Annotated in this window: 16 protein-coding genes; 8 read left to right on the top strand and 8 right to left on the bottom strand. The window is 69.8% G+C overall.

Annotated elements, in window-relative coordinates; all coding sequences use genetic code 11:
* The first annotated feature begins 8 nt into the window (after positions 1-8).
* Together IW245_RS32330 and IW245_RS41145 are read left to right on the top strand one after the other, a co-directional pair.
* Positions 9-1,586: an acyl-CoA carboxylase subunit beta gene (locus IW245_RS32330; RefSeq protein WP_197006902.1), complete on the top strand. Its 1,578-nt coding sequence runs from the start codon at positions 9-11 to the stop codon at positions 1,584-1,586.
* A complete protein-coding gene (locus IW245_RS41145) occupies positions 1,583-1,798 on the top strand; it encodes an acyl-CoA carboxylase epsilon subunit (RefSeq protein ID WP_197006901.1) in 216 nt (71 codons plus the stop codon). Before IW245_RS32330 ends, IW245_RS41145 begins: the two co-directional genes overlap by 4 nt.
* Positions 1,799-1,847: 49 nt before the next feature.
* Here IW245_RS41145 and IW245_RS32320 read toward each other — a convergent pair whose 3' ends face one another.
* The 3 genes from IW245_RS32320 to ddaH all read right to left on the bottom strand — a co-directional run bounded on the left by IW245_RS32320 (position 1,848) and on the right by ddaH (position 4,323).
* Complete coding sequence (locus tag IW245_RS32320; RefSeq protein WP_233472729.1) at positions 1,848-2,210, bottom strand: nucleotide pyrophosphohydrolase; 363 nt, start codon at positions 2,208-2,210, stop codon at positions 1,848-1,850.
* A 119-nt stretch (positions 2,211-2,329) separates the two neighbouring features.
* Complete coding sequence (rocD, locus tag IW245_RS32315; RefSeq protein ID WP_197006900.1) at positions 2,330-3,526, bottom strand: ornithine--oxo-acid transaminase; 1,197 nt, start codon at positions 3,524-3,526, stop codon at positions 2,330-2,332.
* Positions 3,523-4,323, bottom strand: coding sequence for a dimethylargininase (gene ddaH, locus IW245_RS32310; protein WP_197006899.1), 801 nt, complete (start codon positions 4,321-4,323; stop codon positions 3,523-3,525). Before ddaH ends, rocD begins: the two co-directional genes overlap by 4 nt.
* Before the next feature lie 150 nt (positions 4,324-4,473).
* On the opposite strand from ddaH, the gene IW245_RS32305 reads away from it, so the two are divergent.
* Positions 4,474-5,061 carry a Maf family protein gene (locus tag IW245_RS32305; RefSeq protein WP_197006898.1) on the top strand — a complete coding sequence of 196 codons (588 nt, stop codon included), beginning with the start codon at positions 4,474-4,476 and terminating at the stop codon, positions 5,059-5,061.
* Here IW245_RS32305 and IW245_RS32300 read toward each other — a convergent pair.
* From IW245_RS32300 to IW245_RS32290, 3 genes are read right to left on the bottom strand one after another with little or no spacing between them, the layout of a single operon-like run.
* Positions 5,054-6,232: an MFS transporter gene (locus IW245_RS32300; protein ID WP_197006897.1), complete on the bottom strand. Its 1,179-nt coding sequence runs from the start codon at positions 6,230-6,232 to the stop codon at positions 5,054-5,056. The two genes, IW245_RS32305 and IW245_RS32300, sit on opposite strands and share 8 nt — an antisense overlap.
* Before the next feature lie 51 nt (positions 6,233-6,283).
* Positions 6,284-7,054 (bottom strand): ABC transporter permease, encoded by a 771-nt coding sequence (locus IW245_RS32295; protein ID WP_197006896.1) that lies wholly within the window; start codon positions 7,052-7,054, stop codon positions 6,284-6,286.
* Entirely contained in the window at positions 7,051-8,004 is a 954-nt protein-coding gene (locus tag IW245_RS32290) for an ATP-binding cassette domain-containing protein (RefSeq protein ID WP_197008790.1), read from the bottom strand. Before IW245_RS32290 ends, IW245_RS32295 begins: the two co-directional genes overlap by 4 nt.
* Before the next feature lie 248 nt (positions 8,005-8,252).
* Between IW245_RS32290 and IW245_RS32285 the strand changes: the two genes are divergently transcribed.
* The 4 genes from IW245_RS32285 (at position 8,253) to IW245_RS32270 (ending at position 13,049) form a co-directional block, all read left to right on the top strand.
* Positions 8,253-9,050, top strand: a complete 798-nt coding sequence (locus IW245_RS32285) for a carbohydrate ABC transporter permease (protein WP_197006895.1) — start codon at positions 8,253-8,255, stop codon at positions 9,048-9,050.
* Positions 9,047-9,853: a carbohydrate ABC transporter permease gene (locus IW245_RS32280; protein ID WP_197006894.1), complete on the top strand. Its 807-nt coding sequence runs from the start codon at positions 9,047-9,049 to the stop codon at positions 9,851-9,853. The genes IW245_RS32285 and IW245_RS32280 overlap by 4 nt, the downstream gene beginning before the upstream one ends.
* 12 nt (positions 9,854-9,865) lie before the next feature.
* Positions 9,866-11,218 (top strand): ABC transporter substrate-binding protein, encoded by a 1,353-nt coding sequence (locus IW245_RS32275; RefSeq protein WP_197006893.1) that lies wholly within the window; start codon positions 9,866-9,868, stop codon positions 11,216-11,218.
* A gap of 85 nt (positions 11,219-11,303) precedes the next feature.
* On the top strand, positions 11,304-13,049 hold the full coding sequence (locus tag IW245_RS32270) for an acetyl/propionyl/methylcrotonyl-CoA carboxylase subunit alpha (RefSeq protein ID WP_197006892.1): 1,746 nt from the start codon (positions 11,304-11,306) through the stop codon (positions 13,047-13,049).
* Between the two features lie 92 nt (positions 13,050-13,141).
* Here the strand turns inward: IW245_RS32270 and IW245_RS32265 are convergent, their stop codons facing one another.
* On the bottom strand, positions 13,142-13,669 hold the full coding sequence (locus IW245_RS32265) for a helix-turn-helix transcriptional regulator (protein ID WP_197006891.1): 528 nt from the start codon (positions 13,667-13,669) through the stop codon (positions 13,142-13,144).
* Positions 13,670-14,022: 353 nt separating this feature from the next.
* On the bottom strand, positions 14,023-14,556 hold the full coding sequence (locus IW245_RS32260; RefSeq protein WP_197006890.1) for a TetR/AcrR family transcriptional regulator: 534 nt from the start codon (positions 14,554-14,556) through the stop codon (positions 14,023-14,025).
* Positions 14,557-14,628: 72 nt separating this feature from the next.
* On the opposite strand from IW245_RS32260, the gene IW245_RS32255 reads away from it, so the two are divergent.
* The gene (locus IW245_RS32255; RefSeq protein ID WP_197006889.1) at positions 14,629-15,069 is read left to right on the top strand and encodes a DoxX family protein; all 441 of its coding nucleotides are present in this window, start codon (positions 14,629-14,631) and stop codon (positions 15,067-15,069) included.
* The last annotated feature ends 37 nt before the right edge of the window (positions 15,070-15,106 follow it).

The raw sequence follows: 15,106 nt of genomic DNA, 5'->3' as shown, positions 1-15,106 counted from the left end.
TCAGCAGCGTGACCGATGCTCCCGACCGCCACACGACCGCCGGCAAGATCGCCGATCTGCTGCACAAGTACGACGAGGCCGTGCACTCCGGCTCCGCCCGTGCCGTGGAGAAGCAGCACGCCCGCGGCAAGAAGACCGCCCGTGAGCGGGTCGAGGCCCTGCTCGACAAGGACTCCTTCACGGAGCTGGACGAGTTCGCCCGGCACCGGTCGACGAACTTCGGCCAGGAGAAGAACCGCCCCTACGGCGACGGCGTGGTGACCGGCTACGGCACGGTCGACGGCCGCCCGGTGTGCGTGTTCGCCCAGGACTTCACGGTCTTCGGCGGCTCCCTCGGCGAGGTGTTCGGCGAGAAGATCGTCAAGGTGATGGACCTGGCGATGAAGACCGGCTGCCCCGTGATCGGCATCAACGACTCCGGCGGCGCGCGGATCCAGGAGGGCGTCGCCTCCCTGGGCCTGTACGGCGAGATCTTCTTCCGCAACGTCCGGGCCTCCGGGGTGATCCCGCAGATCTCCCTGATCATGGGCCCGTGCGCGGGCGGCGCGGTGTACTCCCCCGCGATCACCGACTTCACGGTCATGGTCGACCAGACCTCGCACATGTTCATCACCGGCCCCGACGTGATCAAGACGGTCACCGGCGAGGACGTGGGCATGGAGGAGCTGGGCGGTGCCCGCGCGCACAACACCAAGTCGGGCGTGGCGCACTACCTGGCCAGCGACGAGGACGACGCCGTCGAGTACGTCAAGACGCTGCTGAGCTACCTCCCGTCGAACAACCTGGACCCGGCCCCGGTCTTCGACGCGCCGGCGAACCTGGAGGTCACCGAGGAGGACAGGGCGCTGGACACCCTGATCCCGGACTCGGCCAACCAGCCGTACGACATGCACAAGGTCATCGAGGCCGTGCTGGACGACGGCGAGTTCTGCGAGGTCCAGCCCCTGTTCGCCCCGAACATCCTGATCGGCTTCGGCCGGATCGAGGGCGCCCCGGTCGGCGTCGTCGCCAACCAGCCGATGCACTTCGCCGGCTGCCTGGACATCGACGCCTCCGAGAAGGCCGCGCGCTTCGTGCGCACGTGCGACGCGTTCAACATCCCGGTGCTGACCTTCGTGGACGTGCCGGGCTTCCTCCCCGGTACCGGTCAGGAGTGGGACGGCATCATCCGGCGCGGCGCGAAGCTGATCTACGCGTACGGCGAGGCCACGGTCCCCAAGCTCACGGTGATCACCCGCAAGGCCTACGGCGGCGCGTACGACGTCATGGGCTCCAAGCACCTCGGCGCCGACCTGAACTTCGCCTGGCCCACCGCCCAGATCGCTGTCATGGGCGCGCAGGGCGCCGTCAACATCCTCTACCGCCGCGAACTGGCCGCCGCCGCCGATCCCGAGGCTGCCCGGGCCCAGTTCATCGCGGACTACGAGGAGACGCTGGCGAATCCGTACGTGGCCGCCGAGCGGGGTTACATCGACTCGGTGATCCCGCCGTCGTCGACGCGGGTGCAGCTGGTGAAGGCGTTGCGGACGCTGCGGGGCAAGCGGGAGACGCTGCCGCCGAAGAAGCACGGGAACATCCCGCTGTGACCGGGGCCGAGGCCGGCGGGCCGGCGGGCACCGCGCCCGCGATCACGGTGTCGGGAAACCCGACCCCGGAGGAGCTGGCCGCCCTGGTGGCGGTCCTCTCCTCCCGGCCTGCCGCGACGGAGGAGGCCCCGGTAACGGGCTTCACCCCGTGGCGGGCCAGCGCCATGCCGGCCCCGCGACGGGACTGGCGCTCCTCAGCCCTGCCCCGCTGACCCTCGTTCGCTCAACTACACGTTCTGGCCGGTCACGTGTAGTTGAGCGTCAGTCCTCGACAGAGGGAGCCGTCGGGCCCGCTGAGCGCGGGACCACGCCCGGCGGGTAGCGGACCTCGACCTCGTCCATCTTCTCGTGCGCCACCTCGTAGAGGTCGATGTCGAGGCGCATCGCGAGCTGGGTCAGGTACACGAACACGTCCGCCATCTCCGAGCGGACCCGGGCCCCGTGCGCCGGATCGGCCATCACCGCCTCGGACTCCTCCGGCGTGAGCCACTGGAACTCGGCGACCAGCTCCCCGACCTCGCCGGCCAGGGCCATCACCAGGTTCTTCGGCCGGTGGAACTGGCCCCAGTCCCGGTCGGCCGTGAACGTGGCCAGCCGGGCGCGCAGGTCATCGCTGTCAGTCACGCACCGAGTCTAGGGTCGCCCGGCCGCCGCGCCGGGCAGCGGCCGACATGACACCAGCCCGCCGGGGACAACGAAAGAGCGGCGTCACCCGGAGGTGACGCCGCTCCCCGTCAGAGCAGCTAGCCCAGGACCGCGCGCAGCTTGTCCACGGCCATGTCGAGCTCGTCGCCCGTCACGACCAGCGGCGGCGCGAGCCGGATCGTGGACCCGTGGGTGTCCTTGACCAGCACCCCCAGGTCCATCAGCTTCTCGCAGGCCTGCCGGCCGGTCATCAGCGCCGGGTCGATGTCGATCCCGGCCCACAGGCCCTGGCCGCGCACCGCGACGACGCCGTGGCCGAGCAGGCTCTCCAGCCCCGCGTGCAGCTGCTTGCCCAGGTCGGTGGCCCGGGCCTGGTACTCGCCGGTGCGCAGCAGGCCGACGACCGCGCGGCCGACCGCGCAGGCGAGCGGGTTGCCGCCGAACGTTGAGCCGTGCTGGCCCGGCTTGAGCACGCCGAGGACGTCCCGGTTGGCCGCGACCGCCGACACCGGCACGACGCCGCCGCCGAGGGCCTTGCCCAGGATGTACATGTCCGGGACGACGCCGGTGTGCTCGATGGCGAAGTTGCGCCCGGTCCGGCCGAGGCCCGACTGGATCTCGTCGCACAGGAACAGCACATTGTTCGCGCTGGTCACGGCGCGGACGCCGGCGAGGTAGCCGGGCGGGGGCACGAGTACCCCCGACTCGCCCTGAATCGGTTCGATCAGGACCGCGACGGTGTTCTCGTCGATGGCCGCCGTCAGCGCGTCGAGGTCGCCGTAGGGCACGACCTCGAAGCCCGGGGTGTACGGGCCGAAGTCGGCCCGCGCGTCGGCATCGGTCGAGAACGAGATGATCGTCGTGGTACGGCCGTGGAAGTTGTTCTCCGCGACAATGATCTTCGCCTTGTCGTGCGGCACGCCCTTGACCTGGTAGCCCCACTTGCGGGCGACCTTGATCGCGGTCTCGACGGCCTCGGCACCGGTGTTCATCGGCAGCACGAGGTCCTTGCCGCACAGCTCGGCCAGCTCCTCGCAGAACGGGCCGAACTGGTCGTGGATGAACGCCCTGGAGGTCAGCGTCACCCGGTCGAGCTGCGCCTTCGCGGCCTCGATCAGCGCCGGGTGCCGGTGGCCGAAGTTGAGGGCGGAGTAGCCGGCGAGGCAGTCCAGGTAGCGCTTGCCGTTGATGTCGGTCACCCACGCGCCCTCGCCGTCGGCGATCACCACCGGCAGCGGGTGGTAGTTGTGCGCGGTGTGGCGCTCGGCGTACTCCACGGCGTCCATCGTCATCATGCCCGGATCTCCAGGGTGCAGCACTTGGGTCCGCCGCCGCCCTTGAGCAGCTCGGACAGGTCGACCGTGATCGGGTTGTAGCCCCGGGCGGTCAGGTCGGCGATCAGCTGCGTGGCCTGCGGCGGGACGATCACATTGTGCCCGTCGGAGACCGAGTTGAGGCCGAACACGGCCGCGTCCTCGGCGCTGACGAGCAGGGCCTCCGGGAACAGCCGGGCGAGGACCTGCTGGCTGCCGGGGCTGAAGGCACCCGGGAAGTACGCCACCTGGTCGGCCTCGAGCACGAACAGCGCCGTGTCGAGGTGGTAGTAGCGCGGGTCGATCAGCTGGAGCGAGATGACCGGGCGGCCGAACCACTCCTGCGCCTCGGCGTGGCCGCCCGGGTCGGTGCGGAAGCCGGTGCCGGCGAGGATGAAGTTCTCGGTGACCAGGAAGTCGCCTTCGCCCTCGTTGACGTGCTTGGGGGCCTTGACGTCGTAGCCGGCGGACTCGAACCAGGCCGAGTAGGCCGGGCCCTCGTCGGCGCGCTGCACGTTGCGGAACTGGGCGCCGAGCACCCGGCCGTCGACGACGGTCGCGCCGTTGGCCGCGAAGACCATGTCCGGCAGGCCCGGGATGGGGTCGATGAAGTCCACCTTGTGGCCCAGCTGCCCGTAGATCTCGACGAGCTTCTCCCACTGGGCGACGGCGAGGGCGGTGTCGGTCGGCACCTCGGGGTCCATCCACGGGTTGATGATGTACTCGACGGTGAAGTACGACGGGCGGCACATGAGGTAGTGCCTGGGCTGGAGCTTCATTGATCCTCCGGGGCGAGATCCTTTACCTGATGCCCAAACGGTAGGCAACGCCCCGGCAGAAATCCATTGCGCTTCGTTGCTCAATAACGGTGATCCGTTGCGTGTTTTCCCGCCTCAACGGCGATTCGTTGTGCGGGTTACGATCCCCCGATGCTTCGTCTGATCCTGGCGTCCGCCAGCCCCGCCCGCCTGGCCCTGCTCCGGTCGGCGGGCCTCGATCCCGAGGTCGTCGTGAGCGGCGTGGACGAGTCCGTCGTGACCGGCCCGGCGGCGCACGTGGCCGGCGAACTGGCCCGACTGAAGGCCCGGGCGGTCGCGGCCGCAGCGGGGGACGCGCTCGTGATCGGCTGCGACTCGGTGCTGGAGTTCGACGGCGAGGTCTACGGCAAGCCGGCCGACGCCGCCGACGCCCGCGACCGGTGGCTGCGGATGCGCGGCAAGTCCGGCGTCCTGCACACTGGCCACCACCTGGTGCGCGGCGACCGCGAGGTCAACGCCGTCGCGGGCACCGTGATCCGGTTCGGCGAGGTCTCCGAGGCCGAGATCGACGCCTATGTGGCCACCGGCGAGCCGTTGTGGGTCGCGGGCGCTTTCACCCTCGACGGGTACGGCGGCTGGTTCGTCGACGGCATCGAGGGCGACCACGGCAACGTGCTCGGCCTGTCGTTGCCGCTGTTCCGGCGGATGCTGGCCGACCTGGGCGTCCCGGTCACCGACCTGTGGACCCCGACTAGCTGACGGCGACCTCTGCCCGGGTGGGCAGTCGGCGGCCCGCCTGCCACACGCACACCGCCCCCACTGCCAGCAGGATCGGTAGCAGCAGGAACGCTCGATGGGTCCCGATCCGGTCGGCCACCGGGGCCAGGATGAAGGTCGTCACCGCGAAGGCCGCGCCCATCGCGTACGACGACAGTGCCGTCGCCCGGTCCGGGTGCCCGCCGGACGCGTCGATGGCCAGCGCGATGCCCATCGGGTAGTGCACGGACATGCCGAGCCCCGCGAGTACCAGGCCGGTGATGGCCAGGGCGGGGACGGTGCTCGTCCAGAACAGCGCGAACCCGGCCAGGGCGAAGACCACGGAGCCGAGCAGCAGGGTCACCGGCCGGTACCGCAGCCCGAGCCGGCCGCCGACGAGCCGGCCGAGGAACATGCCACCGATCACCGCGGAGATGCTGCCGGCCGCCGCGCCATCAGACATGCCGGCGTGATCCCGAAGCACGGTACTACCCCACTGGGTAAGACACACCTCGACCGCGCCGAACACGGCGAGCACGACCCACGCCAGCCAGTACGCGAGGGGCAACCGGCCGGGCCGGTCACCGTGCACGACGGCGAACCCGCCGGTCACGGTCGCGGTGTGCGTGACCCTGGCGTAGAGCGCGAGGCCAGCGATGAGCAGGACGGTCACGGCCAGCGCCGGCCGCCAGCCGTACCCGAGGGCCACCGCGGCGCCGACCACGGCCGGTGCGATGACGCCCAGTCCCGACGCCATGGCGTTGGCCTCGCTGATCGCGGCCGGGGCGCCCGGGCCGTGCATGTCGGCGAGGGCCGGCGCGACGTAGCTGACCACGACGATGCCGAACACGGACGTGAACAGGGTCGCGCCGATGGTCAGGGGCAGTGGCTCCGACAGCACCAGGGCCGTGACGCCGACCGCGACCCCGGCCAGCCCGATCCACACCACCCGGCCGCGGCCGAACCGGCGGAGAAGGAACGGGTACACCAGACCGCCGCCGACCATCGAGCCGACGGCCAGTGCGCTGCCGTGCAGGCTCGCGACGAACTTGGTGGTGCCCTGTTCGTCCTGGAGCAACGGGACGACGGGGGCGAAGGCGTAGAGGAAGTAACCCCAGATGCCGAGCTGGGCATAGCTCAGCCAGGTCAGACGGTCGCGCAGGAGACGGGGCACGCCCCTGACGCTAGCGCCAGGGGCGTGCATTTTCGCAACCGTGTAGCGAAACTAACGCACGGACTTGGCGAACTTCCGGCTCGCCCAGATCACGCACAGCAGGGTCGGCACCGCCACGGACACCAGGCCCTTCCACACGGCAGGGTCGCCGGGGTTGCCGGCGAACAGCTGCCGGGCGGCGTCGGCGGCCCACTTGAACGGGATGAACTTGGAGATCGTCGACAGCCAGCCCGGAGCGAAGGTCATCGGCAGCAGGATGCCCGAGAGCAGCCAGATCGGCATGCTGATCGTGTTGAGCAGCGGGGCCAGGGCGTCCTCGCTGCGCAGGATCAGCGCGATGGCGTAGGAGAACGAGGACATCAGGAGCCCGATCAGGGCCAGCAGCCCCAGGGCCAGAGCCAGGTTCCCCAGCTCGACCTTGAGCCCGAGCGGCAGCGCGAGCAGCACGATCACGAGCGACTGGAAGAGCAGCATCACGATGTCGCGGCCCGACCGGCCCAGGAGCAGGGCGAGCCGGCTGACCGGGGTGACCCGCATCCGCTCGATGACGCCCTGCCGGAGCTCGGCGACCAGCGCGAAGCCGACGAACATCGAGCCGAACATGGCGAGCTGGATCAGCAGGCCGGGGATGAAGAACTGGTACGTCGCCGACTCCGGCGCCCCCGGCGGGAGCTGGGCCTGCAGCGCCTTGGTGAGCAGCGGGCCGAAGAGGTACAGGAAGTACAGCGGCTGCATGATGCCGACGATGACCCAGACCGGGTTGCGCAGCAGGAGGGCCATCTGCCGGGCGAAGACGAGCCAGGTGTCACGGAGGAGTTTCACGCGTTGTCTCCCTCACGGAGCGAGCGGCCGGTCTGGCGCAGGAACACGTCGTCGAGGCTCGGCTTGTGCAGCTCGATGGAGCTGAGCGGGATGGCCTTGCCGTCGAGGAGGCGGAGCAGGTGCGGGAGAGCGGCGGAGCCGTCCTCCACGTACAACCGGAGGCCGGACTCGGTGGTCTCGACCTCGCGGACGTAGCTCTCCTGCTTGATGGCGGTCTCCGCGGTCTCCCGGTCGGCTGCGGTGAGCCCGACAAGGACGACATCACCTGACACCTGGCGCTTGAGCTCGTCGGTGCCGCCGGTGACGACGATCTGGCCGTGGTCGATGATCGCGATCCGGTCGCAGAGCGCGTCGGCCTCGTCCAGGTAGTGGGTGGTGATGAAGACCGTCATGCCCTCGTCCCGCAGGCGGCGGACCTCGCCCCACATGTGGGCGCGGCTCTGCGGGTCCAGCCCGGTAGTGGGCTCGTCGAGGAACACCAGCTTCGGCTTGTGCATCAGGCTGAGCGCGATGTCGAGCCTGCGGCGCTGGCCGCCGGAGTAGGTCTTGGTCTTGCGGTCGGCGAACTCGCCCAACTGGAACGCGTCGATGGCGTGCTCCGCACGCGCTTTGCACTCCGTGCGGTTGATGCCGTGCAGCCGGCCCTGGTAGATCAGCTCCTCGCGGGCGCTGACCTCGTCCCAGGTGCCGCCGCCCTGGGCGACATACCCGATCCGGGCCCGGACGTCGCCGGGCTGTCTGCGCAGGTCGGCCCCCGCGATGGTGGCGGTGCCCCCGGTGGGCTCCAGCAGGGTGGCGAGCATCCGCAGCGTGGTGGTCTTGCCGGCGCCGTTGGGGCCGAGGAAGCCGAAGATCTCCCCCTCCTCGACGGCGAGGTCGACGCCGCGGACTGCCTCGACGTCTCCCTTTCGGGAACTGAAGGTCTTCTTCAGCCCCACTGTCTCAATGATCACTACATCCTCCGACGTCCATACTTGGCAGCATGGTGACATCACTGTGACATCACGTCAACTTCTTAAATATCCGCGGCTCCATAGTGCTGGCCCCCACCGACAGTTTCCGACAGGATGTACCCGCCGGTAGCCATATTGGTCACAGGAGCCCCATGTCCCCACCAGCGCGTCGCTCTACCCCTGCGCTCGGCTGGGCCCTCATCCTGCCGTCCCTTGTCGGGTTTGGACTGTTCGTTTTCTGGCCCTTGGGGCAGACCATCGTGCTGTCCCTGCACGGCAACGATCTGTTCGGCAGGCCGAGCGAGTATGTCGGGCCGCTGAACTTCACGGAGATGTTCGCCGATCCCGAGTTCGGCCAGGTGCTGCTGGTGACCCTCGGGTTCACGGTGCTGTCCGTGCTGCCGGCCGTCGTGGGCGCGCTGTTCGTCGTGCTGCTGCTGGAGGCCAGGATCCGGGGCGTGCGCTTCCTGCGCACCGTGTTCGCGCTGCCGTTCGCCTTCAGCGTCGCCACGGCGAGCGTCGTGTTCGCCGTGATCTACAACCCGGCCGTCGGCATCGCCAACGCCGCCCTCGGCAAGCTCGGCGCCGACCGGGTCGACTGGCTGACCGATCCACGCATGGCCCTGGTCTCGGTGGCGGCGACCACCGTGTGGATGAACCTCGGGTACAACGTCCTGGTGCTGTCCGCCGGGGTCGGCTCGATCCCGGCCGAGGTGGTGGAGGCCGCCCGCCTCGACGGGGCGACCGGCTGGCGACTGGCCCGCGCCATCCACGTCCCACTGCTCACCCCGCAGCTGTTCTTCCTGGTCGTGGTCTCGACGATCCACGCGCTGCAGAGCTTCGGCCAGATCCACGTCCTCACGAAGGGCGGCCCCAACGGACAGACCACCACCCTCGTGTACTCGATCTACGAGAAGGCCTTCGCGTACGGCTCCTCCGACTTCGGCGGGGCCAGCGCGCGGGCGATCGTGCTGCTCGTGATCGTGCTGGCGTGCACGGCCGTGCAGTTCGGCGTCCTGGAGAGGCGGGTGCACTACAAGTGAGGAAACTGCCCGTCTACCTGGTCCTGGGACTCGCGGCGACCACCGTGCTGTTCCCCGTCTACTACGCGTTCGCCGGCTCGGTCATGGTGCCGGGCGACCTGAGCCCGCCGGCCCTGTTCCCCCGCAATGGGATACGGCCCGGCAACTTCGGCGAGGTGCTGAGCGCGGTGCCGCTGGCCAGGCAGTACGCCAACTCGGCCATCCAGGCGGGGCTGATCACGGTCAGCCAGCTGTTCACCAGCGTCCTGGCGGCCTACGCGTTCGTGTACCTGCGGCTGCCGAGGTTCGTGTTCTGGGGCTTCCTGGCCACGCTGATGGTGCCCGTCGAGTCGATCATCATCCCGAACTACCTGCGGATCTCCGACTGGGGCCTGGCACGGGGCCCCGGCACGTACCTCGGACTGGTGTTGCCCTTTCTCGCCAGCGCCTTCGGCACCTTCCTCCTCCGGCAGAGCTTCCGGCAGTTCCCCGCCGAGCTGCGCGACGCCGCCGCGATGGACGGCGCGGGGCACCTGCGGTTCCTGTTCCGGATCCTGGTGCCGCTGTCCAAGCCGGCGATCGCCGCCGTCGGGGTGTACGTGTTCCTGACGGCCTGGAACCAGTTTCTCTGGCCGTTGTTGCTGGTCAGGGACCCGTCCTACCAGACGTTGCAGATCGGGGTGTCCCAGCTCAACGACGCCGAGGCCGCCTCGCCCGGCCTGATCCTCGCCGGGGTCGTGCTCTCCCTGCTGCCCACGCTCGCCATCGTGATCTTCGGGCAGCGGCACATCGTCCGTGGTCTGACCGCCGGTGCGGTCCAGTAGAAAGGCTCGCCCGTGAAAAGAAGACTGCTGCCGCTCCTCCTGGTTCTCGGCCTCGCCGCCGCGTGCACCAGCACGCCCAAGGCCCAGGCGCCGACGAACGCGCCCGGGGCCGACGCGCTCGCCAACGCCAAGGGCGAGACGACCGTCGAGTTCTGGCACTCGATGAAGGGCGCCAACGCGACGGCCCTGGAGGCGCTGACCAGCGCGTTCAACAAGGAACACTCCGGAAAGATCAAGATCAGTCCGGTGTACCAGGGCAGCTACGACGAGACGGTCACCAAGTACAAGGCGGCCGTGCAGCAGAAGAACACGCCGGCTCTGGTGATGATCTACGACATCGGCACCCGGTTCATGGTGGACTCGAAGCAGGCCGTGCCGATGCAGAGTTTCGTGGACTCCGACAAGTTCGCCCTGGACGAGCTCGAGCCGAACATCGCCAACTACTACACGGTCGGCGGCAAGCTCCAGTCGATGCCCTTCAACTCCTCGACGCCGCTCCTCTACCTCAACAAGGAGGCGTTCGACCGGGCCGGCCTCGACGTCAACAAGCCCCCTCGCACGTTGGACGAGATCTCCGAGTACGCGCGCAAGCTCACCGTCCGCGACGCCTCGGGCAAGGTCACCCAGTACGGCTTCAACGCCGCCATCTACGGTTGGTTCGTCGAGCAACTCCTGGCGACCAACGCCGAGCAGTACTGCGACCAGGGCAACGGCCGCTCCGGCCTCGCCACGAAGGTCGCCTTCGACTCCGCGACCGGCATCCGGATCGCCCAGTGGTGGGCCGACCTGGTGAAGTCCGGCAACGCCACGAACACCGGCCGCAAGACCGATGACGCGCAGGCAGCCTTCAAGTCGGGCACGGTCGCCATGCACCTGGAGTCCACCTCGACGCTGCGCGGCTACCTCGACGCGGCGAAGGGCAAGTTCACGGTGGCGACCGCCCCGTTCCCGAAGGTGGCGAAGACGTCGACCGGCGGGCCGGTGATCGGCGGGGCCTCACTGTGGATCGACGGGGTCGGGCACTCCGCCGCCGAGCAGCGGGCGGCGTGGGAGTTCACGAAGTGGGCCGTGCAGCCGACCCAGCAGGCCCAGTGGCACACAGGCACCGGGTACGTACCCGTCAACCGCAAGGCGGTCATCGACGCCGCCCCGCAGTTCGGCACGGCGGTCACCCAGCTGCACGACCTGCCGCCGTCGGTGGCGTCGGCCGGCTGCGCGCTCGGCGTGATGCCCCAGGCCCGCAAGGCCGCCGAGGACGGGCTGGAGGCGGCGATCACGGACACCAAGAGCGCCGACGAGGCGATGACGGACGCGGCGGGCACCGTGAGGGCGCCGATCGAGGCGTACAACAAAGCGGTGAAGTAGGGGGGAACGCAAGACCTGGGGCAGTGATATTTCCCGGGGGCCCGTTCGGGGCCCCCGGGAAACGGAGACCGCTAGACTCCGGACCGTGCGCAAGGTATTGATCGCCAATCGTGGCGAAATCGCAGTCCGTGTCATCCGGGCCTGTCGGGACGCCGGCCTGTCCAGCGTCGCCGTGTACGCGGATTCGGACAGGGACGCCCCCCATGCCCGAATGGCCGACGAGGCGTTCGCGCTCGGCGGCGACACCCCCGGCGACACGTACCTGGTGATCGACAAGCTGATCGACGTCGCCCGCCGGTCCGGCGCCGACGCCGTGCACCCCGGCTACGGGTTCCTCTCCGAGAACGCCGAGTTCGCCGAGGCGGTGACCAACGCCGGCCTGACCTGGATCGGCCCGTCCCCGCAGGCCATCCGGGACCTCGGCGACAAGGTGACGGCCCGGCACATCGCCGCCAGGGCCGGCGCGCCCCTCGTGGCCGGCACCGCCGACCCGGTCTCCGACGCCGACGAGATCGTCACGTTCGCCAAGGAGCACGGGCTGCCCGTCGCGATCAAGGCGGCGTTCGGCGGCGGCGGACGCGGACTCAAGGTGGCCCGCGAGCTGGCGGAGATCCCCGAGCTGTTCGCGTCGGCGACCCGGGAGGCCGTCGCTGCCTTCGGTCGGGGCGAGTGCTTCGTCGAGCGCTACCTGGACAAGCCCCGGCACGTCGAGGCCCAGGTCCTCGCCGACCAGCACGGCAACGTCATCGTGGTCGGCACCCGGGACTGCTCCCTCCAGCGCCGGCACCAGAAGCTGGTCGAGGAGGCCCCCGCGCCGTTCCTGACCGACGCGCAGCGGGCCCAGATCCACACGTCGGCGAAGGCGATCTGCCGCGAGGCCGGGTACTACGGCGCCGGCACGGTCGAGTACCTCGTCGGCACCGACGGTGCCATCTCCTTCCTCGAGGTCAACACCCGGCTCCAGGTCGAGCACCCGGTGTCCGAGGAGACCACCGGCCTGGACCTGGTCCGCGAGCAGTTCCGGATCGCCGCCGGTGAACCGCTGGCGATCACCGAGGACCCGCAGCCGCGCGGACACTCCTTCGAGTTCCGGATCAACGGCGAGGACCCGGGCCGGGGCTTCCTGCCGGCCCCGGGCGTCGTCACCCGCTTCGTGGCCCCCTCCGGGCCGGGCGTGCGGGTCGACGCCGGCATCGAGTCCGGCTCCGTGATCGGCGGCAACTTCGACTCGCTGCTCGCCAAGGTGATCGTGACCGGCTCGACCCGGCAGGAGGCCCTCGAGCGCTCGCGCCGGGTGCTCGACGAGCTGGTCGTCGAGGGCATGGCCACCGCGCTGCCGTTCCACCGGGCGATCATCCGGGACGAGGCGTTCACGTCCGACCCGTTCACGGTGCACACCCGGTGGATCGAGACCGAGTGGGTCAATTCGGTGGCCCCGTTCACGGACCCGGCCCTCGCCGAGGACACCGAGCCGCGCGAGACCATCGTGGTCGAGGTCGGAGGCAAGCGGCTGTCCGTGACCCTGCCGTCCGGGCTGGGCGCGGGCTCAGCCCCGGCGGCGAAGAAGGCCGCTCCCAAGCGGGGTGGCGGCGGCGGGGCCAAGAAGGCCGCGAGCGGCACGTCCCTGGCCAGCCCGATGCAGGGCACGATCGTGAAGATCGCGGTCGAGGAGGGCCAGCAGGTGGCCGAGGGCGACCTGATCGTCGTCCTGGAGGCGATGAAGATGGAGCAGCCGCTGAACGCGCACAAGGCCGGCACGGTCACGGGCCTGGCCGCCGTCGTGGGCGAGGTCGTCTCGGCCGGCGCGGTCCTGTGCGAGATCAAGGACTAACTTCTTCCTTGTTACGGAGAGGGCCGACCCTGCTGGGCCGGCCCTCTTTCCGCACGCCGGTCCGTGCTCACTCCGATGGGCTCTGCTGGCCGTCAGGCGTCGAGCAGATCCGTCAGGGCTGAGGAGTGCTCCACGTGGGGCTGGTGCATCCGGACCTGCAGGACCAGGTTCGCCATGGTCAGCGCCGCGTATGCGATGTCGACCTGCATGCCCATCCGCTCCCGGAGCCACGGGGCGACCTCGCTCCACCGATAGAAGGTGGTGCCGTCCCGCCCGGGGTTGATCGGCACCGGGAAGCCACCGCCGCCTCGCTCGCCCAGCGTGTATCGCCGGATCGACTCCCGGCTGCGGCCGACCCGGGTCGCGATGTCGGCGAGGGTGAGCAGGTCATCATCGGCGACCCGGACCGCTTTGATCCCTGGCACCCGCTCGACATCGCGCACAGCGGAGGCGATGGCGTCGGCAAGCGTCTCGGCATTCCGGTCGAACTCGGCGATCCCGACTGTGCCGCCGCCTTCGGTGCCGAACGACGCATCGTCGCAACCTGCCTCGAAGAGCTGGTCCAGTTCCTCGTCGGACGGCACCCGGTTGAGCACAAGGGTGAACGCGTAAGTCGCCACCGCCGGCCTCCCTCGACTCGCAGCCATCGTCGCCTCAAGCATGATCATGCCCCCTCACGAATCCATCCAGGCGCTTGGCGTGCGACCCGGGATCCTGTGGCGTGCTGAAGATAGCGAACTTGTCGCCGCAGTTGTCACACACGACCTGCCCCCAACGGTGGCCCCGGTGGATCTCGTCGATTCTCAAACCCAGATCCCGCGCCCGCCGGAGCGCCTCAGCGATGTCCTTCTTGGGGTGTCGACCTGCGCTGACCACAGAGCTCTCCTAAGAAACATGCCCACTACCTCCTTGGAGTGCCGTTTGCCGCCAGCACGGTGCAAGAGTACACCCCAGGGGTGCAGGAGTGCACCCCCTACTTTTCGAACAGCAGCCGGATCACCCGGCGCGGGTCCGCCACCACCTCCGGCGGCAGGTTCCCCGCCAACGCGAGGGTCGCGAACCCGTGCACCAGCGACCACGCCGCCATCCCGGTCAGCTCCGGATCCGGCCCCAGATCCTCCTTCGGCCGGCTGGCCAGCCCGGCACTGAGGGCGGCAGCGCTGCGTTCCCGCGCGGCCCCGATCTCGTCCTCCCGGTACAGCGCCGGGTGGAACATGACCTCGAAGTGCGCCGGGTGCTCGGTCGCGAACCGGATGTAGGCCACCCCGGCGTCGAGGATGTCCCCTTCGGCAGCGGTGAGGGCTTCGGCGAGGAGTTCGTACCCCTCGGTGGCCAGCGCCGTGAGCAGCCCCTGCTTGTCGCCGAAGTGGTGGGCCGGCGCGGCATGGGACACCCCGGCGCGCCGGGCGAGGTCGCGGAGGCTGAGCGCGGCGGGGCCGGTCTCGGCGATCACCTCGGCGGCGGTCGCGAGCAGTGTGCGGCGGAGGTCGCCGTGGTGGTAACCCATGCCACCATCTTGCCATTGACAAGTTCGGGACGCCAGCCCTAGTCTTGACACCGACAAGATTGGAGATCGGACATGGCACCCCTCATCGCACTCGTCGTCGGTTCCCTGCTCTTCCGGGGCGCCGGGTGGATCGGCGTCGACTACTTCGACACCTGGCCGGAGGCCCTGCGCGGCGGGCTGGCCCTGATGTTCCTCCTCACCGGCGTCGCGCACTTCCACCCGAAGCTGCGCGGCTCCATGATCGCGATGGTCCCGCCGGCCCTGCCAGCCCCCGGGCTGCTGGTCACGGTCACCGGGATCCTGGAGCTGGCCGGCGCGGTCGGCGTGCTGCTGCCGTGGACGGGCCGGCTCGCCGCGGTGTGCCTCGGCCTGATGCTCCTGGCGATGTTCCCGGCGAATGTGTACGCGGCCCGCAACAAACTGATGTTCGGCGACAAGCCGGCGACGCCCCTGCTGCCCCGCACCATCGAACAGATGGTGTTCCTCGCGGCGTGCGTGTTCGCGGCACTGTGACAGCGGGCAGCGCGCGTCGGGCGCCGTCGGCTCGGCG

Origin of the sequence: Longispora fulva, from assembly GCF_015751905.1 — a bacterium.
Lineage (GTDB): Bacteria > Actinomycetota > Actinomycetes > Mycobacteriales > Micromonosporaceae > Longispora > Longispora fulva.
Note: the sequence above shows the minus strand (reverse complement) of the source record. Positions and strands in the feature narration are given on the sequence as shown.

Bases quoted from the DNA above. Each gene is read 5' to 3' on its own strand.
- rocD (WP_197006900.1), bottom strand. From the start codon at position 3,526: ATGATGACGATGGACGCCGTGGAGTACGCCGAGCGCCACACCGCGCAC.
- ddaH (WP_197006899.1), bottom strand. From the start codon at position 4,323: ATGAAGCTCCAGCCCAGGCACTACCTCATGTGCCGCCCGTCGTACTTC.
- IW245_RS32305 (WP_197006898.1), top strand. From the start codon at position 4,474: ATGCTTCGTCTGATCCTGGCGTCCGCCAGCCCCGCCCGCCTGGCCCTG.
- IW245_RS32260 (WP_197006890.1), bottom strand. From the start codon at position 14,556: ATGGGTTACCACCACGGCGACCTCCGCCGCACACTGCTCGCGACCGCC.
- IW245_RS32255 (WP_197006889.1), top strand. From the start codon at position 14,629: ATGGCACCCCTCATCGCACTCGTCGTCGGTTCCCTGCTCTTCCGGGGC.